The following is a 22,104-nucleotide window of genomic DNA, read 5'->3' as shown; positions in this document are numbered from 1 at the left end:
GAATGGCAATACATGAGGTAGGTAATGGAAGGCTTGGTCAAACTGGATCGGATTGATATCAATATTTTGGTAGAACTCCAGAAAGACGGGCGCATGACCAACGTCAGCCTGGCCGATGCCGTCGGACTTTCCGCGAGCCCTTGCCTGCAACGCGTCAAACGCCTGGAGTCGGCAGGTTACATTTCCAGCTACAAGGCGCACCTTAATCTGGCCAAGATCACCGAATCGGTCACCGTGTTCACGGAAATCTCCCTCAGCGACCACAAGCGCGAAGACTTCGCCAAATTCGAAGCCAATATCCGCCACGTCGACGAAGTGCTGGAATGCCACCTGATCAGCGGCGGCTACGATTACCTGGTGCGCTTCATGACCCGCAGCATTCAGCATTATCAGGAAGTGATCGAAGAGCTGTTGGACAAGAACATCGGCATCTCCAAGTACTTCAGCTACATCGTCATCAAATCCCCGGTCATGAAAGACGGCGTGCCGCTGCGCAAACTGTTGCGCCACTGAAGCTCTAGCCCGGAGAGGACGCAGAGCGTCCAGAACGGCATGCCCACGCGGAGCATGGGCACGATAGCGTTCGCCCGGACACCTCACGCGCCACCCGTTCCGCGATCTACCTGCCGGCTATCGTTCCTCACGCTCCAGCGTGGGAATGCCTTGCGTGACGCTCCGCGTCACAGATCTGCGCCGCACCGCATACGCAGCCCTGAGTGCCGGCAAAGAATAGGTATGTCTGAAATTCTGGCATAGCGCTACTATCCGGACGGCACTTTGGCCGGGCTTTTGCTCGTGCAGATTTGAAAACCGGCAGGAGCTCCTGTCGCCATGGATTTCAAAAGGATGTGTTCGATGCCCGTAGCCCCTCGTTTCCTGGACCATTACCGCAAGGCCGACCGGATCATGCTGGGTCTGATCTGGCTGTTGTTCATCTACGCGCTCGGGTTGGCGTTCTGGTTCGACACCTTCACCCAGGCCGTCGTCGTCGGTGGTGGCACCGCGGTGGTGCTGACCGGGCTGTATCGGGCCATCGGCGGCACCCGATTGATGCGTTGCTGTTTCGGTGTAGGCCTGATGGTCATGACCGCGCTGCACATCAATCAGACCCACGGGCAGGTCGAGATACATTTCGGCATCTTTGTCCTCCTCGCTGTGCTGACCTTCTACCGCGACTGGCTGCCGATTCTGGTCGCTGCCGTCACCATCGCCCTCCACCACATCGGTTTTCATGCCCTGCAGCATTCCGGCTTCCCGGTGTACGTCATGCACCACGGCTTCGGCTGGAGCATGGTGCTTGTGCATGCGGTGTATGTGGTGGTTGAAAGCGCGATTCTGGTGTACCTGGCGGTGCAGAATCAGGCCGAGGCGGTCGAGAATCAGGACATGCTCGATCGCATGCTGGCCACCACCAACCAGTTCTCTACCGATAGCCAGTCCAGCCAGCAGTCGGGCAAACATGTCTCTCTGGCGCAGCGTTTCGAGCAGTTCCTGGCGCAGATCACCGGTCTGGTCGATGGCGTAGTGCGTGACACTCGCGGGCTTGGCGAGCTGGGTCATGACCTCGCCAAGGCCAGCGGTACGCTGGAAACCGGTGCACAGCATCAGCTTAGTGAAATCGCGCGCATGACCGGCGCGATGCAGCGCATGGGCGATGCCATGAACGATATCTCCAGCCACGTCGCGCAAGCCGTGCAGCGGGCCGGTGACGCCAGTGATCAGGTCGCTCATGGGCGCGACAGTGTCGACCGTGCGCAGAGCGAAATCACCCAGCTTGCCGCGCGCATCACGACCACCGATGAAACCGTGCAGGCTCTGGCCAACCAGTCAGAACAGATCGGCAAGGTGCTGGACGTGATCGGCAGCATTGCCGAGCAGACCAACCTGCTGGCCCTCAACGCCGCAATCGAAGCCGCCCGCGCCGGTGAGCAGGGCCGAGGCTTTGCGGTGGTGGCCGATGAGGTACGCAACCTGGCGCAGCGCACAGCAGCCTCGACCAAGGAAATCCAGACCATCATCGAAGACCTGCAAAAAGGCAGCCGTCAGGCCGCTACGGCCATGAGCGACAGCCTGCAGGGTGTCGGGCGTTGTGTCGAGGACAGCCAGCGGGCTTCGCAATCCCTGCGCGCCGTCGGCGAAGGCATCGGCCATATCACCCAGCTCAACGGCCTGATTGCCACGACGACCGAACAGCAGTCCGCCGTCAGCCGGGAAATGGCCGATCAGTTGCGCTCGGTGCAGACCATCGCCGAACACACCGCCGCCAATATCGGTGTGCTGGCGACCAGCAGCCAGAGCCTGTCGCCACTGGCCATTCGCCTGGAAGCGCTGGGCAAGAGCTTTCACGCGTAGTTTTCGCGTTCAGGCAAACACCAGCCCCGACGAACGCAGCAGTTCCTGAGTGTAGGCCTGCTGCGGTGCGGCGAAGATCTCGCGGGACGGGCCCTGCTCGACCACCTTGCCGTCCTTGATCACGATCAGGTCATGGGCCAGGGCGTGAACCACCGCCAGGTCATGGCTGATGAACAGGTACGTCAGGCCATGCCGGATTTGCAGGTCGCGCAGCAGGGCGACGATCTGCTTTTGCACGGTCCGGTCGAGCGCCGAGGTCGGCTCGTCGAGCAGGATCAGGTCCGGTTCAAGGACCAGTGCCCGTGCGATGGAAACACGCTGGCGCTGACCGCCGGAAAACTCGTGCGGGTAACGATGCCGGGTGGCCGGGTCCAGGCCGACTTCCTGCAACACGCGGATCACCGTCTGTTCACGCTCTTTCGGCGTACCGATGTTGTGCGTCACCAGGCCCTCGGCAATGATCTGCTCCACGGTCATGCGCGGGCTGAGGCTGCCGAACGGGTCCTGAAACACCACCTGCAACTGGCGGCGCAACGGGCGCATCAGGTGCTGGCTGTGCAGGCTCAGCTCCTTGGTGCCGAAGCGGATGCTGCCTTCTGAATCGACCAGGCGCAAAATCGCCTGGCCCAGGGTCGATTTCCCCGAACCCGACTCGCCGACAATGCCCAGGGTCTTGCCCTTGAGCAGCTCGAAACTCACCCCGTCCACCGCTTTCACGTACTGCGGCTCACGCTTGAACCAGGCCTTGCCCAGCGGGAACCAGACCTTCAGGTCCTGCACCGACAGCAGCGTGTTGCTGTGCGTGGACGGCACCGGTTCACCATCCGGCTCGGCATTGATCAGCAGACGGCTGTACGGGTGTTGCGGGCTGTCGAACAGGGTCTGGCAATCGGCCTGCTCGACGATCTCGCCCTCACGCATCACGCAGACCCGCTGGGCGATGCGCCGCACCAGATTGAGGTCGTGGCTGATCAGCAGCAGCGACATGTTCAGCCGCTGCTGCAGGGACTTGAGCAACTCCAGAATCTTCACCTGCACGGTCACATCCAGCGCGGTGGTCGGCTCGTCGGCGATCAGCAGATCCGGCTCGTTGGCCAACGCCATGGCAATCATGATGCGCTGCCGTTGCCCGCCCGACAGTTGATGCGGATACGCCTTGAGACGTGACAGCGGATTACGAATGCCGACCAGTTCCAGCAGCTCCAGGGTGCGGCTCAGCGCGGCCTTGCCCTTGAGGCCCTTGTGGGTCACGAGGATTTCGCCGATCTGTTTTTCGACCGTGTGCAGCGGGTTCAGCGAACTCATGGGCTCCTGAAAAATCATCGCCACCCGGTTGCCGCGCAGGCTGCGCAACTGCTTGTCGCTGGCAGTCACCAAATCCAGCCCGTCGTAACGAATCGAGCCCTGGGTGCTGACGGTTTTCGCCGGCAACAGACGCAGAATCGAATGCGCCGTGACCGACTTGCCCGAGCCGGATTCGCCCACCAGCGCCAGGCACTCGCCACGGCGGATGTCGAGGCTGACGCCATGCACCACTTCGTGGCCGTTGAAGGCGACCCGCAGGTCGCGAATTTCAATCAGGTTGTCTTGCATGTCAGCTCCGAGGATCGAACGCGTCGCGGCAGGCTTCGCCGATGAACACCAGCAGAGAAAGAATCAGGGCCAGCACCACGAACGCCGTCAGCCCCAGCCAGGGCGCTTGCAGATTGCGCTTGGCCTCGCCGATCAGCTCGCCCAGCGACGCACTGCCCGCCGGCATGCCGAAGCCGAGAAAATCCAGCGCAGTGAGGGTGGCGATGGCGCCGGTGATGATGAACGGCAGATAGGTCAGGGTGCTGGTCATCGCGTTGGGCAGGATGTGCCGCCACATCAGCGCAGCATCGGTCAGGCCCAGTGCGCGGGCGGCCTTGACGTATTCCAGGTTGCGCCCGCGCAGGAACTCGGCACGTACCACGTCCACCAGCGACAGCCAGGAGAACAGCGCCATGATCCCCAGCAGCCACCAGAAACTGGGCGATACAAAGCCGGACAGAATGATCAGCAGGTACAGCACCGGCAGCCCCGACCAGATCTCCTGAATGCGCTGGCCGATCAGGTCGGTCATGCCGCCGTAGTAACCCTGAATCGCCCCGGCACACACGCCGATCACGGTGCTGATCGCGGTCAGCAGCAGCGCGAACAGAATGGAAATCCGCGCGCCGAACAGCACACGCGCCAGCACATCACGGGCCTGCTCGTCGGTGCCCAGCCAATTGATGTGGTCCGGCGGGCTAGGCGATGGCGCGTCCAGGTCGTAGTTGATGGTGTCGTAGCTGAACGGGATCGGCGCGAACAGCATCCAGCCGTTTTTCGCCGCGATCAGCTTGCGCACGTAGTCGCTGGCATAGTCCGGCTCGAAGGGTAGCTCGCCGCCGAAATCGGTTTCCATGTAGGTGTGCAACACCGGGTAATACAACTGCCCGTCGTAGCGGATCAGCAGCGGCTTGTCGTTGGCGATCAGTTCGCCGCACAGGCACACCAGCAGCAGGCCGATGAAGATCCACAGCGACCACCAACCGCGACGGTTGGCCTTGAACAGGTCGAAGCGGCGCCGGGTCTGGGGAGAGAACTCGAACATCAGGCGCTCCTCGCGGAAAAGTCGATGCGTGGGTCGACCAGCGTGTAACACAGGTCACCGATCAGCTTGATCAGCAGGCCGAACAGCGTGAACAGAAACAGCGTGCCGAACACAATCGGGTAGTCGCGCGACACCGCCGCTTCGTAACTCATACGCCCCAAACCATCGAGGCCGAAGATGGTTTCGATCAGCAACGAGCCGGCGAAAAACACTTCGATCAAGGCCTGTGGAATACCGGCGATGACCAGCAACATGGCGTTGCGAAACACATGGCCGTACAGCACGCGATGCTCGGTCAGGCCCTTGGCGCGCGCCGTGACCACGTACTGGCGGCTGATCTCGTTGAGAAAGCTGTTCTTGGTGAGGATGGTCAGCGTGGCGAACCCGCCGATCACCAGCGAACTGACCGGCAGCACCAAGTGCCACAGGTAGTCCTTCACCTTGCCCCAGGTGCTCAGGCTGTCGAAGTTGTCCGAGAACAGCCCCTGCGCCGGAAACCAGCTCAGGTAACTGCCCCCGGCGAACACCACGATCAGCAGGATGGCGAACAGAAACGCGGGCGTGGCGTAACCGATGATCACCAGCGTGCTGCTCCAGACATCGAACGCGCTGCCATGCCGCACCGCCTTGCGAATGCCCAGCGGGATGGAAATCAGGTACGTGATCAGCGTCGCCCAGAGCCCGAGGGACAGCGACACCGGAAGCTTTTGCGCGATCAGTTCGGTGACTGGCGCGCCGCGGAAGAAGCTGGTGCCGAAGTCCAGTTGCGCGTAGTTCTTGAGCATCAGCCATAGCCGCTCGTGCATCGGCTTGTCGAAACCGTAGTGTTGCTTGATCTGCTCGATCAGCGCCGGGTCCAGCCCGCGGGTGCTGCGGCTCGCAGTGCCGGAGGCAGCCACTTCGCCCCCGCCGCCGCCCACACCGTTGGGGCTGAAGCCCTGAATGCGCGCAATGGCCTGCTCGACCGGGCCGCCGGGGGCGGCCTGCACGATCAGGAAGTTGACGATCAGAATGGCCAGCAGCGTGGGAATGATCAGCAGCAGGCGTCGAATCACATAAGCCAGCATCTCAGTACTCCTTGGCGGCGGCAGGCTTGCCGGTCAGCGCAGTGGCCTGAGCGTTGGTCAGCGGCGTCGGGCTGATCTGCCACCAGGTTTCCAGGCCCACGTCATAGATCGGTGCCACGTCGGGCATGCCGAAACGGTTGGCGAACACCAGCGGCGTGCCCTTGGAGTAGTAGTTGGGGATCATGTAGTAACCCCATTGCAGGACCCGATCCAGCGCCCGCGCGTAGAGCACCATGTCGTTGCGCGTATTGGCGCTGACCAGCCCGTCAATCAGCGTGTCCACCGCGGGATTGCGCAGCACCATGGCGTTGGAGCTGCCCACTTCGGTGGCGCTTTGCGAGCCGTACAGGTTGTACAGCTCACGGCCGGGGGAGATGATCGGATTACCGTTTTTCGGCAGGCTGACCACGATCATGTCGTAGTCCCGCGCGTTGAGCCGGTTGATGTACTGAGCCGAATCGATGCGCAGGAAATCCAGGGTGATGCCGATCTGCGCCAGCGTGCGCTTGAAGGGCAGAATCAGCCGGTCGAAGCCGCCCTGACCATCGAGAAAACTGAACACCATCGGCTCGCCCGCAGCGTTGACCAGCTTGTTGTCCTTCGGGTGCCAGCCGGCCTCGGCCAGCAGCTTGAGGGCCTGCAACTGCTTGTCACGGATGTAACCGCTGCCGTCGGTTTTCGGTGGCTGGTAGACCTTGCTGAACACCTCGTCCGGCACCTGGCCGCGCAAGGGCTCGAGGATCTTCAGCTCGGCCGGGGTCGGCAGCTCGGTGGCGGCCATGTCGCTTTTCGGGAAGTAGCTTTGTTCGCGCACGTAGAAATTGCGCATGACCCGGCGATTGATCCAGTCGAAATCCCACAGCAAAGACAGCGCCTCGCGCACGCGGCGGTCCTTGAACATGGGCTTGTCCAGATTGAACACAAAGCCCTGCGCGGCGACCGGACGCTGCGTTGCGAGGATGCGCTTTTGCAGACGCCCGTCGTCAATTGCCGGGCCGCTGTAGCCGACCACGAAGCCGGAAGAGGAGAACTCGCGGTTGTAGTCGAACGTCCCGGCCTGCAGCAGCTGGCGAGCGATTTCGGTGTCGCCGTAGTAATTCACGGTGAGCGTGTCGAAGTTGTACAGGCCACGGCTGACCGGCAGGTCCTTGCCCCACCAGTCCTTGACCCGTTCGAAGGTGACGCTGCGTCCAGCGTCGACCCTGGCGACCCGGTACGGCCCGTTGCCCAGCGGCGGCTCGAAACCGCCGCCGTTGGCGAAGTCGCGGGTCCTCCACCAGTGTTCGGGGAGGATGTGCAGGCTGGCAATGTCCAGCGCCAGCATGCGGTTGAGGTTGTTCTTGAAGTCGAAGCGAATCTGCAGCGGGCCTTCGATGGTCACCTCTTTGACGTCGGCGAACATCGGTCGATAGCTGAAGCTGCCCTTGGTGGTCATCAGCTCGAAGGTGTAGCGCACGTCTTCGGCGGTGACGGGCTTGCCGTCCTCGAAACGCGCCTTGGGGTTGAGGAAAAAACGAATCCACAGACCGTCGGGGTCCATCTCCATCTTTTCCGCGATCAGGCCATACACCGTGTACGGCTCATCCAGCGAGCGATAGGCCAGTGGCGAGTACACCCAGCTGTCGACCTCGCGCACATTGATGCCCTGATCGACGTAGGGATTGAGGTAATTGAACTGGCCGATTTCTTCCGCCGACCGGGTCAGCGAACCACCCTTGGGGGCGTTCGGGTTGACGTAATCGAAGTGCTGGAAGCCGGCCGGGTATTTCGCCGCCTCGCCATAGACGGTCAAGGCGTGGGTCGGCGTCGCCAGCACTGTCTGCCAGCCACTGCACAGCGCAACACCCAGAAGCAGGCGCCGCAGAAAACGGTTAAGACGCGACATGGTGGGGCTTTCCTCGTACGCACTGAATGAAGGAACACTGCGAAAAAGCCCCCGGCCGGGGAAGGCGGATGAACCTGGGCCGGAGGGGGCGAGCTCGCAATCTGACGTGGCCCACGGAGCGTGTATGGGCCACGTCGTCACACTCAGAAGTGGTAAGTCGCGCGGGCGAACAGGGTGCGGCCCAGCGGGTCGGCGTAGCGAGGGTCGTAGCCGGACTGGAAGTTGTAGGCCTGGTTGGAGAACGGCGGGTTGCGGTCGAACATATTGCGCACACCGGCATCGATATCCAGCACCTTGTCGAAGGTACGACCCACCGACATGTCCCACAGTGCATACGACGCGACCCGCGCATTGGTGGTGCGGTCGTAGTCGTTGTAGCCGCTGGTGAAGCGGTTGGTGATGGAGGCGCGGGTATCGCCCAGTGCCCAGGTACCGGTCAGCACGTGTTTCCAGCGCGAAATCACCCCGTCGCCCTGGAAGTCGCCGACCTTGTCGGTGTATGGGCCGTCGATGATGTTCTGGAAGTCATACCGGGTAACGTAGGTGCCGGTCATGCCCAGACCGAACTGGCCGTAAGGCGTGTTCGGGAAGCGATAGTCGAGGGTTACGTCGACACCGCTGGTCTTGACGATGCCCAGGTTGGCGTTGCCGGTGACGATGTTGGCGATTGAACCATCGGCAGCGCGCACGTAGCGGTCGGCGTAGGTATTCGGGTCATCGAACACGGTCGACTCGGGGAACGACTGAATCTGGTTGGAGATATGAATCCACCAGAAATCCAGGCCCATCGACAGGTTGTTGACCGGCTGATAGACGAAGCCCAGGGTCATGTTGCGGGCTTTTTCCGGGGCCAGCTCGGTGTTGCCGCCACTGTTGTTGAGGAACTGCTGCGCGCAATCGCGACCCGCGTTACCGCCGGGTTGCACGGTGCCACCGGCACAGAGTACCGGGTCGTTGTAGTAGCCCTGGGTGTAGCTCAGGCTGCGCGGCGCATAGAGTTCATACAGCGACGGCGCACGGAAGCCTTCACTGTAGGCACCACGCACCACCAGTTGCTTGAACGGCTGGTAACGGAACGAATATTTCGGGTTGGTGGTGCTGCCGAAGTCGCTGTATTTATCGTGACGAACAGCAGCGGTCAGCTCCAGGCTGTCCAGTACAGGAACGTTCAGTTCGGCGTATTCGGCTTTGACACTGCGGTCGCCTTCTACGCTGCCGGCTGCGTCCAGACCCAGGCTGCTGATGTCGTTGACGAAGGGGTCGAAGTCCTGATGCATCTTCTCTTTGCGGTATTCGCCGCCGAGCGCCAGACCGGACGGGCCCGCGCCGAACCAGTCGCCGATTTCCCGGCTGATGCGCGCATCCAGCCCGGCCACACGCCCCACAGCGCTGGAGTACTGACCGTGGTATTCGCTGGCATCGATCAGCGCCTGCCCTTGTGCCGTTTGCGGGCCGAACGGGTTGAGGACGCCATTGGCAAGGCCGTTCAGCATCGCCGAGTCGCTGACAAAACCGCTGGTCACTGAGGACAGCACCTTGTTCTGGTTGTACGAAGCGCCGACGTTATAGTCCCAGCCGCCCACAAGCCCGTCGAAATTCAGCAGAAAGCGCTGGCTGGTGTTCTGGTCACTTGAGCCTCGTGCGCCCGCTGCCGTTTCGCGCCATGCGGTGCTGACCGGTTGCGTCGGGTCGAGGGTGAAATCGGTCGGTGCCGGGGTAATGCCGTTGCCGGGGTAGAAGGGCGATGAGGAGTCCAGCGACAGACCGGTCAACGGTGCCGGACCGATGCCGGTGTGGTTGTTGTTGCGGGCCCAGAAGTATTCGAGGCTGACGTTGTGATCGTCGGCCAGCTTGCCGGTGGCCTTGCCGAAGAATGAGGTTTTCTCGGTCTGCGGGATCAGGTCGATGTATTCGCGGGTGCTGAACCGGCAGATGCCGTTGCTGGCAATCAGGTTAGGACCGCTGCAGTTTCTGCCGAGCGGGTTAGCGGAATTGTCGCCCTGATAATAGTTGGCCGGGTAGGCCGTACCGGAAGTCTGATTGAGCCCGCGTCCCGGCTGGTAATCCCGGGTGAACGAGCGATCGTTGGCGTCCAGATTCTGCTGCTTGTTGTAGTTGACCACGCCCATGACGTTGAAGCGGTCTTCTTCCAGATCACCGAAGCCCCAGCTGGCACTCATGTCCTTGGTCGCACCGCCGCCACTGGCAGTCGGCGTCTCGCCGCCGAGGGTCAGGGTGCCGTCAGTCAGGGATTTTTTGGTGATGAAGTTGATCACGCCGCCAATGGCGTCGGTGCCGTACAGCGCCGAGGCACCATCACGCAGCACTTCCACGCGGTCGATGGCGGCGAACGGAATCATGTTCAGGTCGATGGCACTGCCGTTGGGTGTGCCTACACCGGAAATCGCGTTGTTGGCCAGACGACGACCATTGAGCAGCACCAGCGTCTTGTTCGCACCGATGCCGCGCATGTCGGCGAACGAGGCGCCGCCGGTGCTGGCGCCGATCGAGCCCGCACTGTTCTGGATCGACTGGCTGCCGGTGATGCGCTGGACCATTTCCTGGGTGGTGGTCACGCCCTGTTTCTTCAGGTCATCGGCGCGCAGGATGGTAATCGGCACGGCGGTTTCGGCATCGACCCGGCGGATCGCCGAACCGGTCACTTCGACGCGTTGCAGCTGGGTCGTGGCAGGCACAACCGCTGCACTGGTGGACACGGCCGAGCCGCTGGTGTCCGCATCGACGGCGTCTGCCGCCTGGGCACCGCTCATGCCCATGGCCAATGCGCAGAGCAGGGCACGTGGATGACGCCGGACCGCGAGGGCCAGTGGTTTGAGGGTGCAACCGGGAAGATTCATCAGCATGGTTAGTTCCGACTTGATCCAGACATTATTGAAATGGCCTTGTGAGCCCTCTGTTCCCGACGCGGTTGTGCCGAGCGGGAGTTCCACTTCTTCTTTTTCCAGCAAGCCGCTCCCCTCCAGGGGCTTTTCAGCCCACGGACAACCGCATTCACGGGGGTCGGGTCAGACGGCTTCGCGAGGCGAAGCCACCCGGTCAGTCGAGCGTCATTTCGCTGTCATGACGGATATCTTCGTAATGCCGGAACGTTCGATGGAGGCCATGGCCTTGGCCACCTGGCCATAATTCACGGCGGTGTCGGCCTGCAACTGGACGCGGATTTCCGGGTCCTTGGCTTTCTCGTCCTGCAGGCTTTTTTCCAGCAGTTCGGGGGCGATTTCCGATTTGGCGAGGTAGAACTTGCCGTCCTGATCGACGCTGACCACCACCGGGTTTTTCTTCTCGGCGGGGGCGACCGCGTCGGTCTTGGGCAGGTTGACCTTGATCGCGTTGGTCATCAGCGGCGTGGTGACGATGAACACCACCAGCAGCACGAGCATCACGTCGACCAGCGGCGTGACGTTCATTTCGCTGAGCACTTCATCGCTGTCCTGAGTGGAGAAAGACATTAGCTGGCCTCCCGAACGGCATGACCATTCTTGCTGGCGATGGGCTGGCGTGTGACGGCAAAGGCGCTGCGCTGGGCGAGGGCGTCGAAGTCGTGGGCGAAGTCATCCATGTCGGCCACGGCGAGCTTGAGGCGGCGCAGGAAGAAGTTGTAGATCAGCACTGCCGGCACGGCGACGGCGATACCCACACCGGTGGCGACCAGCGCGTGACCGATGGGGCCGGCGACCGCTTCGAGGCTGGCCGAGCCGGTCACGCCGATGCTTTGCAGCGCTTCCATGATCCCCCAGACCGTACCGAACAGGCCGATGAAGGGCGCGGTGCTGCCGATACTGGCGAGAATCGCCTGGCCACTTTCCAGCGCGCGACGCTCTTTCTGTATCTGCTGGCGCAGGTTGCGCTCCAGACGGTCCGAGCGGTTGATGGTGTGCGCCAATTGTTGCGTGGTACGCGGCGACTCATCGACCGACATGGCTTCGAAGCCGCTGTTGGCAATACGCGCCAGCGCGCCGGGGTATTGCGCGGAGTGCTCGGCCGCAGTGAGCAGGTCCGGTGCGCTCCAGAAGGCTTTGGTGAATTGCTTGTTCTGGGACTTCTGGCGGACGTACTGCGCCGACTTGATCAGCAACAGTGCCCAACTCAATACGGAAAACAGAATCAGTGCCCAGAGCACGGCGGGGACGATCATGGAAGAGAGCGATGCGTTCATGGTTTAAACCTCACCAGCTTTGATAATTGAATAGTCGGTTGTCATGCGCCGGATCATTCCGGCAACTTGAAGTCGATGGTCTGCGTCGCGAAGCCTTCTATCGGCGTGTCACCGCGTTTGGCCGGTATGAACTTCCAGTTGCGCACAGCCTCCACGGCCGCTTCGTCCAGTACCGGTTTGCCGCTGGATTTGGTCACCTCGACAGCCCCGGCGCGGCCATTGGGCAGCACCTTGATGCGCAGAATCACGCGACCTTCCCAACTGCGTCGCAAGGCCAGCCCCGGGTATTCCGGCGGTGGATTGCCCAGGCTGGCGAGCCCGGATACCGCAGCGCTTTCCTTGACCGGAGCCGGTGGCGCAGCAGGTGCCGGCGGCGCGGGCGCAGGTGTTGGCGGCGCGGGCGGGCTGGGTGCGGCGGCAGGCGTTGGCGCAGGCGGCGTAGGCTTTTTCACCGGTTCGACTTTCTTGACCGGCTTGGGCTTCTCGACCTTGGGTTTTTCCACCGGTTTGGGCGGCGGTTCGACCGCGTCCGGGTCCTCGACCGGTTGTTCCGGTTCGGGGGGAGGCGGTGGAGGCGGCGGCGGAGGTGGTGGCTCGGGCGGCGGCGGTTCCGGTGCGGGTGGTGTCGGACTGGTCAGTTCAATGGTCATTTCCGGAACTTGTGGCGCAACTTCCGGCACGTCTGGCTGGGCCGTTTGCATGTACCACCAGATCACACCATGAATAAGTACCGACGCAGCAATCAACACCATTACTTGCGGCTTGTTAAGGCCGCCCGGGCGTGACGTATTGGCGCTGAAAGGAATACCCTGCCACGCCGTCGAAGTGTCATCGGGCGAGGGAGAGGGGACCGCTTTCATTATGACCGCATCATTCATTAACGCTCCCTCGGGTAGTTAAAGGGCAATAAGATTCCGCTCGAACAATGGGTCACTGTTCGATTGATGAAGACCTGCACATTGTGGATGGGCAGGGCAACGCGGTGGGTGCGCACACGGCGAACTCAAACGGTCAAAAGACTTCTTTAATCAGGGCACTGGCATTGCAGATCCTTGCTTCTTATCGTCATGTACGGGGACGTACAGCGATGTTCCTGACTGCTTACATTGCAACCGCTGTGCCAGAACGCCCCGGCTGGAACCGTTGATGCAGAGCGGGTGTCGCATTCGTATAACTTTTTATCGATTCCCCGTTTCATTGACGTCAAACCTGCACACGTGCATAAAACTTCGAACAAAAAAACAGGCAAACAATGACCCTCTGCTTGAGCAGACGCGTTCGAAAATCATGACCTGCAAGTCACTTTCCTTGATGCACCAATACTGTGTCACGAGGATCACGTTGGTGCGTTAGTTGATCAGCGCTTCATCAATACAATGCTCCGTGTAGGTACGGCGGTTGTGTGGACAGTTATCGTTATTGAAATAAAAGCCATTCGCAGACAATGGCAAAATGAAACCACTTAAAAAAGTGTCGGCCACTCTTTATAGGTCGACCGTCTTTTAATTAAAAACAGCCCGCTATGTACTTCTTACGCGCACGGGCGCGCCAGGTCCTGATTCATCATCAGAACTTTCAAGGCACACGCAAAATGTCTTAAGTCCAGACGTGCAGGGCCGTCGAATAACAACGCGCAGATCGGGACAAGGGTGAAGCGACCGTGCAGGCATCGCTTGAGGCAGGTGCTGCCCAAGGTGTGGATTGCCAGCGTAACGGTGGTCTGACGCAAGACTGATAGGGCACAGCTAGATTCCTTTCCTGGCGGGCAGCGAGACTTGTGGTCTGCTCCCCTGCACTGTTTGTGGACGCTCTGACGTCCGTGAACTGCACTTTGGTGCGTGTAGGCACCCCATGAATGCAGCGTGCACCATTGGTTTATGGCACGACCGTTCCACTTGAAAGAACTGTGCCAATTTGTGTCTTTTTGTATCTGGAGGGGTACATTTTCATCTGGAGACGAGTTTTTGCGGCTGCAAGGCGCAGCCGCTGACCCCGGCGGGTATCAACTCGGCAGATTGGCGCGGGTGCGCCGGGAGAGAGCCGCCCTGGATTCGGGCGGCCTGTAGGTATCGTCAATTACCAGAACGCAGCAGGTGCGCTGAGCGCCTTGCTGAACACCTCGATGGCGCGCTCGACATCTGCCTGCGTGGTGTAGCGGCCGAGGCTGACGCGCACGCTGGCCAGGGCCTTGGCAGAGTCCATGCCCAGAGCAAGCAGCACATGCGAGGGTGCATTGCTGGCCGAGTTGCACGCGGACGTCGAGGACAACGCCAGGCTGTGGGACAACTGCGAGCTGGTGAAGCCACTGCGGGTGATGCACAGGTTCAGGGTGTGCGGGATGCGTTGTTGCGGACAGCCGTTGAGTTGCACATCCGGCAGACTCAACAGGCCTTCGCGCAGGTGACGACTCAGCTCTTCGATACGACGGTTTTCAGTTTCGGCCTGGCTGATCGCCAACGCAAAGGCCGTCCCCATGCCGACGATCTGATGGGTGGCCAATGTGCCCGAACGAAAGCCACCTTCATGTCCGCCGCCGTGAATCTGCGCTTTCAACAACGAGTGAGCACGCGGGCCCACGTACAGCGCGCCTATGCCCTTGGGGCCGTAGGCCTTGTGCGCCGAGAACGACATCAGGTCGACGGCCAGGCTCGCCAGATCGATCTTCACCTTGCCGACGCCCTGCGCAGCGTCCACATGAAACAGCGCACCGTGCTCGCGCACCAGGGCGCCAATGCTGGCGATATCGGTCAGCGTACCCAGTTCATTGTTCACCAGCATCAGCGACACCAGCAGCGTGTCTTCGCGCAAGGCAGCCTGTACCGCGTGAGGCTGGATCAGGCCTTGAGCGTCCGGTTTCAGCCAGGTGACGGGAAAGCCCTGACGCTCCAGCGTGCTGACGGTGTCGAGCACGGCCTTGTGTTCCAGGACGCTGGTGATGATGTGCCGGCGTGGCGCGCTGGCATCATGAGCGATGCCTTTGATCGCCAGGTTGTTGGACTCGGTAGCGCCGGAGGTCCAGACAATGGTGTCGACAGGCGCACCCACCGCATCGGCCACCTGCGCGCGTGCCTGTTCAACGGCCTGCCGCGCCACCTGCCCATAACCGTGCCCGCTGGATGCCGGATTACCGAAATGACCTTCGCGCCCCATGCAGGCAACCATGGCTTCGATGACCTGTTCGTCGACAGGTGTGGTGGCGGCGTAATCCAGATAGAGCGCAGAGGTGGTCATGGGCAATTCGCTTTGTAATCGAGTCAAAATCAAGGGCTGGCATTACCAGACCGACTGCTTGAAAGATTACTGATCCGCGCGCGAAAATTTTTTGATATTTACACGGACATGGGCAGCCAATGCGAAAAATTATTCGCTTAAACTTGGATTTTTACGATTAAAAATTCTAGGATGCTGCATCAGGCGCAGAATCGCAGCCAGACATCCGTTGTTCCGCACGCTACGCGTGCAAGGTACAAGGTGCTGCACAGTCGTGTGACGCAGAGCGTCACGAAAGGCATGCCAACGCGGAGCATTGGCACGATAGTCATGCTGAGTAAGGCGCGGAATCAGAGCCGGACACCTATCGTTCCTCACGCTCCGCGTGGGAATGCAGTTCTGGACGCTCCGCGTCCAATCCGGGGTGCGAGGTGCTGCACCGCTGGGTGACGCAGAGCGTCACGAAAGGCATGCCAACGCGGAGCATTGGCACGATAGTTACCGCAGTCAGACCTCCATCGTTCCGCACGATCAATGTAGAGCGACTAACGCAGGAAACCGCTAATGGACAAATTCGACCGGGCAATCCTTGACATCCTGCAAACCGACTGCACTCGTTCGGTGGCGGACATCGCCGAGCGTATCGGCCTGGGCAGTACCGCGTGCTGGCGGCGTATCCAGAAGCTGGAAGAAGCCGGCATCATCGACCGCCGGGTCGCGTTGCTCAATCCGCAACGGCTGAACGTGTCAGTCAGCGTCTTCGCCGCCATCCGCACCAACCAGCACAACGCCGCCTGGCTCGAACAGTTTCACGCTGCTGTCGGCGAGCTGCCTGAAGTGGTCGAGTGCTACCGCATGGCAGGTGACACCGACTACATGCTGCGCATCGTCGTAGCCGACATTGCAGGGTACGACGCGGTGTACAAGCAACTGATCAGCATCCCCGGCATCAGCGACGTGAGCTCCAGCTTCGCCATGGAACAGATCAAATTCACCACCGGTCTGCCCTTGCAATACGCATCGTTTGGCGGCTGAGCGCAGCCACGCTCATCGATTGAATCGAACCCTCGGCCCAATGCCACGTCCACATTATTTGGCAGACGAAAAAGGTGGCTGACATGACAACCGATCACATACTCACAGACAGCGTGCCCAAAGAAGACCCCGCCAGCCCGCAACTCGGCCAGTACGACCGCGAAGCAGACCCGGTCCTCGCCATGAACGCGAACAGACCCGGCGTCGGCCCGAAAAAAGGCGACGAGTTGAAGAAGCGTACGGAACACGACGAGACTTACGATGAAGGTGAGCCGGAAGTGGACGACGCCGACAGCGTCTCGGATGAGGGCGGCGGCACTCTGCCGGGCTGAGGAAGTACAACCGTCGCACTGAGGTGATGCAACAGCTCAAACGTGTTCCTGCAGGTACGTTGAGCTGCTCACTTGGATTGGAAACGATGAATCCGTAGATTCAAGGCCGAGAAGCGATCTCGTCCAGATGATTCAGCAGATCCAGCGGGTCCTCATACACCCTCAACGCGCCAGCACGCTCAAGCTCGCCGATGTCATAGCCGCCCGACAGCAGGCCAACGCCGGTTGCCTTGCAGCGACGCGCCGCCAGCATGTCCCAGATCGCATCACCGATCACCAGGCACTCGTCGATCGGTGCGTTTATCTTCTTTGCGGCTGCCAGGAACAGATCCGGATCGGGCTTGCCGTAGCTCACGTCATCGCGCGTAACGATGTTGATCGTGGCGATGTCCAGTTTCAGCGCCTTCAGGTTGATCGTCGCCGTATCGATCCCGCCACTGGTGGCGATGCACCACTTGAGGTTTTCCTTGTCGAGCGTCTCCAGCAACTCGACAGCGCCGGGCAATGCGATGATCTGCCCTTGCAGCCGCTCGTAAGCCTGAGCATGTTTCTCGCTGAGCCGTTCGGCTTGTGCTTCGCTGATGTTCACGCCGGTTTCACGCGACAGTGATTTCAACATCAGCCCGCCGCTCATGCCGATCTTGCGGTGAATACGCCACATCGCAAGCGGGATGTCTTCTGCATCCAGCGCTTCTTTCCAGGCGGCGACGTTTTGATAAACACTGTCGGTCAGCGTGCCGTCCAGGTCGAAAATGAAGGAGGTCTGGGGTCTCATAGGGTTACTCTTTTTGAATGCGGATTGACCATCTGGCGAGGTCCGGAGCGTTGTGGTCGACACCTGTTCGGCGGTATCGGGAATGCGGCCTCATCAATGAAGCGAGGCTGTACCGGGGCTTCAAATACGGCGTTGCCAGATGGCGTGAAAGGGTTGGTTTTTGAGGTCACACACTTTCGAGTGCATGGTGGGATGGCGGTTCGATCTTTCGGGCGGTGGGTGGCCTGGTAGCAGAAAAGACTGATGGTTTTGGAGAAACTTCAGCCGGGTGGCTCGTTATCACGCTACTCCCGAATCAAGCATTACTTTGCGCCTGATTGCCGAAACTATCGGAGAGCACAAGGCCTACCGACGTGACCCACAAGTTTTTCGGCACCGCTGCCGTGGTGGAGGAGGCCCAGGAAGCCCGGCAGTATGCTGGTCAGCGTCTTAAAGCGAGTTTCACCAATTAAGGAATGAGCGTGGTGCCCGGGGTCAGGTTGGGGTCTGGCCTGACTGCCTGGGTAAGTGTGAAAGCGTGCGCGTAGCCACACTGCGTTTTTACAATTTGTTTAATTACGTCACCGAACAGGCGACCTAAAATCGTGCGTTTGCCATGCAAGGGAAGCAAACGATGAGCATCCACCAGTTGCGTAAGGATGTAGAAGAACACTTTCAGCGATTTGAGCGTGCGCCTTTCAAAGAAGCTTGGCGTCGGCGTGATGCTCGTATCTGTCTGATCTGGATGATCGCATGGATATTGGCATTTTCAGGGGCCTTGATATTTTTTCCTGCGCCTACCCTGACTGACTACGTTCCCGCTTTGCTGCCGGTCCTGCTGATTTCCCTGATATGCACAGTGCATCTGAGAGAGGTGTACGCGCGTATCAGAGCAGAGCAGATGGGCGCCGCTTCGATTACGACGCCCTCCGAACGGTTAAAGCTGAAACAGGACTGGCTATGTACATGCTATAACTGCGGACCCGGCGAGCTTGTCGATAAAGCGAGGGAGCTTAGACATCTGTGGGAAGAGCGCCAGGAACTCAAGCGACTGGCGAGCAACGATACGATGGGGCCACGCATCGCTGCATTTTTCAGGCTACCTGACCCTGGCAGACTCATCACAATACTCTTCACCATCGCCGCGATCGTTACAACAATGGTGACCTTGGGCAGCAGCATCGATGCCATCTTCGATGCCTTGCAAGACTGGCGAACGTTAGGTGCCAATATCGTGATCGCCACTTTCCTGTGCACCGAAATCATATTGCTCTGGATCATGATCACCGGCATGGTCCGCGAGATCGGCCCTTCGGTACTCGAGCAGATCGGGCTGCTGCCCATGAGCAGCCGTCGAGTTTATCGGTATTTGCTTGCCGTTCATGATGCGAGTGAGCCTGTTACGCCGGTCCGCAGGAATATGCCTGGATTGTTGAGGTTGATTTCGGTGTGTTTTATGCCGGTTGGGGAAGTGTGGGCGAGACTGCGGACGCGTTTTTTGACAGGCTCCGCGGTAGGGGCTTGAGTGAGATTTTGAAATGACCATCGTGCCAATGCTCCGCGTTGGCATGCAGTTCGTGACGCTCTGCGTCACAAAGCTACAGTCCGGCAAGACAGCCCAAGGCCTACAGAATCGCGTGTAATCAGAATGATTACTGGTGAGTGTCCACATTCTCAGCCGGATAAAACTCGCCCTTGCTTCCCATCCTTTCCAGCCTGTCACGAACGAGCGCCTCGACGCTGGCTAATGCAGCCTTATCGTCGGGGTCGACCAGTTGCAGGCACAGGCGCCGGGCGTTCTGATCGTGGGTTCCCTCGCTGAGCATGTCGTGGGTAGGGACTTGTTTGCCACGCCACAGACATCGCTCGGTATGAGTACCGCCGAGCCATATTTCGTTGACTGATCTAAGGTCGGTGGAAGCCAGTTGGTCCACGGTGATCGTCTTGTCCATTGCGCTGTACCTTTTCAGTGAGTCGATACAGGTCAGACGAACAGCCGCCGCGGATCGTTCCCGGCGTCGGCTGTTCAACAGCGCCAACGGTGAAGAGTCGACGCCCTGAATCAATCGACAGGCAAGGCTTTACTTCTTCAGCCAACCCTCGACAACATCGGAACCATGCTCCGCCTTCCACTCCTTCAGAATCTTGTGATTCCCACCCTTGGTCTCGATTACTTCACCGGTTTTCGGATTCTTATAAACCTTGAGTTCGCGCGGTTTGCGTTTGCCCGCTGGTTTCTCGACGGTCTGCCCACGGGACGAAGTCTGTGGGTCCAGCAGATTGATGATGTGCTTCAGGCTGAAGCCATAGTGCTCAAGCAGCTTGCGCAGCTTGGTTTCGAACTCGATTTCCTTCTTGAGCCCCTGGTCGCCTTTCATCGTCTCCAGTGCCTGGAGTTGCTCGGCGAGATGCTTTTCCAGCTGACGGTATTCTGCGAGTTTGGACATGGTATTTTCCTTATAAACAGGTGTGCGTAGTTATTGAGAGAGATCGTGCCCGTTACAAGTTCAGCCTATTTTCCGTAGCGGCGCAGTGGCTTCCAATACGCTGTAGTAACACGATAAGCCAGATTCCCCGGGGCTTCCGGTTATTTTCAGAAAATGCGATTTTCCGGGCGCGCGTCAGTAGCGTTCGATCAGCGCGGTCACTGAGATCGCTCGAGCGATTTACCTCATCTCAGGAAGTAGTAGTAGGGATGTAGCGTAGGTATCCAGCGATGTCCGACCCGCTTCCAGCAGCTTTATCCGCAGGATGAATTCGCCCCTCGTTGACTGGAACCAGTTCAAAATCAAATGGACTGATTCCTTCAAGGCAGGCCACGTTAACTCCGTACTGAGCCGGGTTGGAGCGTCGTTGATGATGTGTATATATCCCGCATTGTGAGCAGAAATAATGCTTCGCTTGCAGGGTGTTGAACTGATAGAGCTTGAGCAGCGCCTCGCCGGAAGTGATCTCTATATCCTCCAGGGCTGCTGAAACCGCGATCGCACCGCGCATCCGGCAATAGGAGCAGTTGCAGCGCCGGACGGTCTTGAATCCGTCAGTAAGTCGAACTTGAAATCGTACAGCGCCGCAATGACATGTGCCTTGTAACGTTCCGTCAGAGGTGTCCATATAAAAGTGACTCCGTCTATGGGCTGCGCGGCAGCGAAAAGCCTGTGAAGATGTGGCCAGACGACCACATCTTCACACCGTCTTTATTTAGGATCTGGCCCAAAACGGTTAGGTCCTGGATGACCTTCCTGAATCAGAAACACGAGGTTGGCAATCGGTACCAGCAGCCACCAGCCACTGCGATCCGTGTCGTGCAACCTGCGAACACCCACCGCGTAGGGAGTCGTTGCCTGGAGTGCCCTGCACGATGAGTTCGACCGGGTTGCTGCTGGCCTGGCTAGTGGCCCTCGCGACTTGCAAGTCCGCAAGCGCCGTAGGATTGGTGGCGTCCTTGATGTCGACTGCCTGGGTCATGCCGTGCTCCTTACCTGCTGTTGATCCACTGAGAGTGTGGTATGACGCCAGTAATGCCGTCTCGTTGATAGCAGTGGGCCTTATCCGACGAAGGGGTTATAAGCGGCGGGGTTGATGCACATCGTTATGCGGCGGCTGTTTAGCCTTAGCGGCTCCAAGCGGAGGGCTATCTTGGGTCTAGAGCTGCCCGTCACCAAAGACAGCTTTCGACCCATTGCAGCTATTCGTGCGGGCAGTTTTCAGGTTTCGCTGTCATCCAATACCACTGGCGTCGCTGCCGAACCCGCCAACAGACCTCCATCAATGTTGAACTCGCTGCCGGTAATGTACGTAGCCTCATCGGTGGCCAATAACAGGGCCACAGCCGCCACTTCTTCAGGCATACCAAATCTTCTGAGTGGAGTGTCTCGAACAAGTGCAGCCATTCGCTCTTCACGACCTGCATCAGCACCCAACATGGGCTCCCATATAGGGGTGAGGATGGCGGCCGGATGGATCGAGTTGCATCGAACTTTCAATCCTTGCTCGGCGCAGTAAAGCGCCACCGTCTTGGTGTGATTGCGAACGGCGGCCTTGGACGACGCGTACGCAGCAGCGCCAGGGATACCGACCAGCCCGGAGCGTGAAGAAATATTGATAATGGAACCCGTTTCCGTATGGCGCATGGCTCGTATAGCGTACTTGCACCCGAGAAACACACCATCGAGATTGGTGTGATGTACGGCTTGCCAGTCCTCCAGACGCGCATGCTCTGGGTCGTGCTGGACAGCGCCCTGCTCAAACCCGGTAATGCCCGCGTTGTTGACCAGTACATCGAGGCGGCCGTGCGCTTTTACGACATGCGCTGTCACTCGCTGCCAATCTTCTTCGCAGCGCACATCAAGATGCAGATAACAGGCACGATCTCCCAATGCTCTTGCTGTCTCTCTTCCGAGCACGTCGTTTATATCAGTGACGTAAACAAAGCAGCCTTCCTGTAAAAACCGTCGCGCAATCGCGGCGCCGATCCCTTGAGCCGCACCTGTAATGATCGCGATCCTGGATGTCAGTTTATTGTCCATAAATGAAGCCTCCGTCGTAAGGCGTGTGCAACAGCTTTTAGAGAGAGTCTATGTCCTATGCAGTGCCATCGCCTTCAAACGCATCTGATTGGGTAGCCGGGTTGCGGGTAGCCCAGACTTTAATTTTTACACTCGGCGTACGTCTT

Annotated in this window: 19 protein-coding genes and 1 pseudogene; 5 read left to right on the top strand and 15 right to left on the bottom strand. The window is 59.7% G+C overall.

The genetic code is table 11. The annotated features are described in order from the left end of the window. Positions 1–24: 24 nt before the first annotated feature. Both AC54XV_RS00725 and AC54XV_RS00720 read left to right on the top strand, forming a co-directional pair. Entirely contained in the window at positions 25–513 is a 489-nt protein-coding gene (locus AC54XV_RS00725; RefSeq protein WP_002555947.1) for an Lrp/AsnC family transcriptional regulator, read from the top strand. 342 nt (positions 514–855) lie between these two features. Further along, a complete protein-coding gene (locus AC54XV_RS00720) occupies positions 856–2,352 on the top strand; it encodes a methyl-accepting chemotaxis protein (protein WP_181007048.1) in 1,497 nt (498 codons plus the stop codon). A gap of 9 nt (positions 2,353–2,361) precedes the next feature. Here AC54XV_RS00720 and AC54XV_RS00715 read toward each other — a convergent pair whose 3' ends face one another. The 9 genes from AC54XV_RS00715 to AC54XV_RS00675 all read right to left on the bottom strand — a co-directional run bounded on the left by AC54XV_RS00715 (position 2,362) and on the right by AC54XV_RS00675 (position 15,329). Continuing rightward, a complete protein-coding gene (locus AC54XV_RS00715) occupies positions 2,362–3,945 on the bottom strand; it encodes an ABC transporter ATP-binding protein (RefSeq protein ID WP_116892201.1) in 1,584 nt (527 codons plus the stop codon). Position 3,946: 1 nt separating this feature from the next. After that, a complete protein-coding gene (locus AC54XV_RS00710; RefSeq protein WP_003437297.1) occupies positions 3,947–4,969 on the bottom strand; it encodes an ABC transporter permease in 1,023 nt (340 codons plus the stop codon). Next, positions 4,969–6,036 carry a microcin C ABC transporter permease YejB gene (locus AC54XV_RS00705; protein WP_003413943.1) on the bottom strand — a complete coding sequence of 356 codons (1,068 nt, stop codon included), beginning with the start codon at positions 6,034–6,036 and terminating at the stop codon, positions 4,969–4,971. The genes AC54XV_RS00710 and AC54XV_RS00705 overlap by 1 nt, the downstream gene beginning before the upstream one ends. 1 nt (position 6,037) lies before the next feature. Further along, on the bottom strand, positions 6,038–7,921 hold the full coding sequence (locus AC54XV_RS00700; RefSeq protein ID WP_440830552.1) for an extracellular solute-binding protein: 1,884 nt from the start codon (positions 7,919–7,921) through the stop codon (positions 6,038–6,040). A 143-nt stretch (positions 7,922–8,064) separates the two neighbouring features. Beyond that, positions 8,065–10,890 (bottom strand): TonB-dependent receptor, encoded by a 2,826-nt coding sequence (locus AC54XV_RS00695; protein WP_496717612.1) that lies wholly within the window; start codon positions 10,888–10,890, stop codon positions 8,065–8,067. A 99-nt stretch (positions 10,891–10,989) separates the two neighbouring features. After that, positions 10,990–11,391 (bottom strand): ExbD/TolR family protein, encoded by a 402-nt coding sequence (locus AC54XV_RS00690; protein ID WP_002555939.1) that lies wholly within the window; start codon positions 11,389–11,391, stop codon positions 10,990–10,992. Further along, positions 11,391–12,077 carry a MotA/TolQ/ExbB proton channel family protein gene (locus tag AC54XV_RS00685; RefSeq protein ID WP_032607544.1) on the bottom strand — a complete coding sequence of 229 codons (687 nt, stop codon included), beginning with the start codon at positions 12,075–12,077 and terminating at the stop codon, positions 11,391–11,393. Before AC54XV_RS00685 ends, AC54XV_RS00690 begins: the two co-directional genes overlap by 1 nt. 74 nt (positions 12,078–12,151) lie before the next feature. After that, entirely contained in the window at positions 12,152–12,976 is an 825-nt protein-coding gene (locus AC54XV_RS00680) for an energy transducer TonB (RefSeq protein WP_011266216.1), read from the bottom strand. Positions 12,977–14,174: 1,198 nt separating this feature from the next. Then, the gene (locus AC54XV_RS00675; RefSeq protein ID WP_496717611.1) at positions 14,175–15,329 is read right to left on the bottom strand and encodes a cysteine desulfurase family protein; all 1,155 of its coding nucleotides are present in this window, start codon (positions 15,327–15,329) and stop codon (positions 14,175–14,177) included. 543 nt (positions 15,330–15,872) lie between these two features. Between AC54XV_RS00675 and AC54XV_RS00670 the strand changes: the two genes are divergently transcribed. Together AC54XV_RS00670 and AC54XV_RS00665 are read left to right on the top strand one after the other, a co-directional pair. After that, positions 15,873–16,343 (top strand): Lrp/AsnC family transcriptional regulator, encoded by a 471-nt coding sequence (locus AC54XV_RS00670; RefSeq protein ID WP_002555835.1) that lies wholly within the window; start codon positions 15,873–15,875, stop codon positions 16,341–16,343. Positions 16,344–16,426: 83 nt separating this feature from the next. Then, positions 16,427–16,675: a hypothetical protein gene (locus tag AC54XV_RS00665; RefSeq protein WP_024640064.1), complete on the top strand. Its 249-nt coding sequence runs from the start codon at positions 16,427–16,429 to the stop codon at positions 16,673–16,675. Between the two features lie 100 nt (positions 16,676–16,775). Here the strand turns inward: AC54XV_RS00665 and AC54XV_RS00660 are convergent, their stop codons facing one another. Continuing rightward, positions 16,776–17,450 (bottom strand): HAD family hydrolase, encoded by a 675-nt coding sequence (locus AC54XV_RS00660; protein WP_058398379.1) that lies wholly within the window; start codon positions 17,448–17,450, stop codon positions 16,776–16,778. A 613-nt stretch (positions 17,451–18,063) separates the two neighbouring features. On the opposite strand from AC54XV_RS00660, the gene AC54XV_RS00655 reads away from it, so the two are divergent. Next, on the top strand, positions 18,064–18,954 hold the full coding sequence (locus tag AC54XV_RS00655; RefSeq protein WP_024661168.1) for a hypothetical protein: 891 nt from the start codon (positions 18,064–18,066) through the stop codon (positions 18,952–18,954). A 127-nt stretch (positions 18,955–19,081) separates the two neighbouring features. On the opposite strand, the gene AC54XV_RS00650 is transcribed toward AC54XV_RS00655, so the two are convergent. The 5 genes and pseudogenes from AC54XV_RS00650 to AC54XV_RS00630 all read right to left on the bottom strand — a co-directional run bounded on the left by AC54XV_RS00650 (position 19,082) and on the right by AC54XV_RS00630 (position 21,958). Further along, positions 19,082–19,381, bottom strand: a complete 300-nt coding sequence (locus AC54XV_RS00650) for a hypothetical protein (RefSeq protein ID WP_024640777.1) — start codon at positions 19,379–19,381, stop codon at positions 19,082–19,084. 129 nt (positions 19,382–19,510) lie between these two features. Beyond that, positions 19,511–19,876, bottom strand: a complete 366-nt coding sequence (locus tag AC54XV_RS00645; RefSeq protein ID WP_003401678.1) for a histone-like nucleoid-structuring protein, MvaT/MvaU family — start codon at positions 19,874–19,876, stop codon at positions 19,511–19,513. 229 nt (positions 19,877–20,105) lie between these two features. Further along, entirely contained in the window at positions 20,106–20,543 is a 438-nt protein-coding gene (locus AC54XV_RS00640) for a GFA family protein (protein WP_080267748.1), read from the bottom strand. Between the two features lie 83 nt (positions 20,544–20,626). Beyond that, a pseudogene (locus AC54XV_RS00635) lies at positions 20,627–20,758 on the bottom strand (DUF805 domain-containing protein); the annotation flags it as partial. A gap of 378 nt (positions 20,759–21,136) precedes the next feature. Continuing rightward, positions 21,137–21,958, bottom strand: a complete 822-nt coding sequence (locus AC54XV_RS00630; protein ID WP_011266208.1) for an SDR family oxidoreductase — start codon at positions 21,956–21,958, stop codon at positions 21,137–21,139. Between the last annotated feature and the right edge of the window lie 146 nt (positions 21,959–22,104).

Source organism: Pseudomonas fragariae (ex Marin et al. 2024), assembly GCF_059621105.1.
This window is presented reverse-complemented; position numbering and strand designations above follow the sequence as displayed.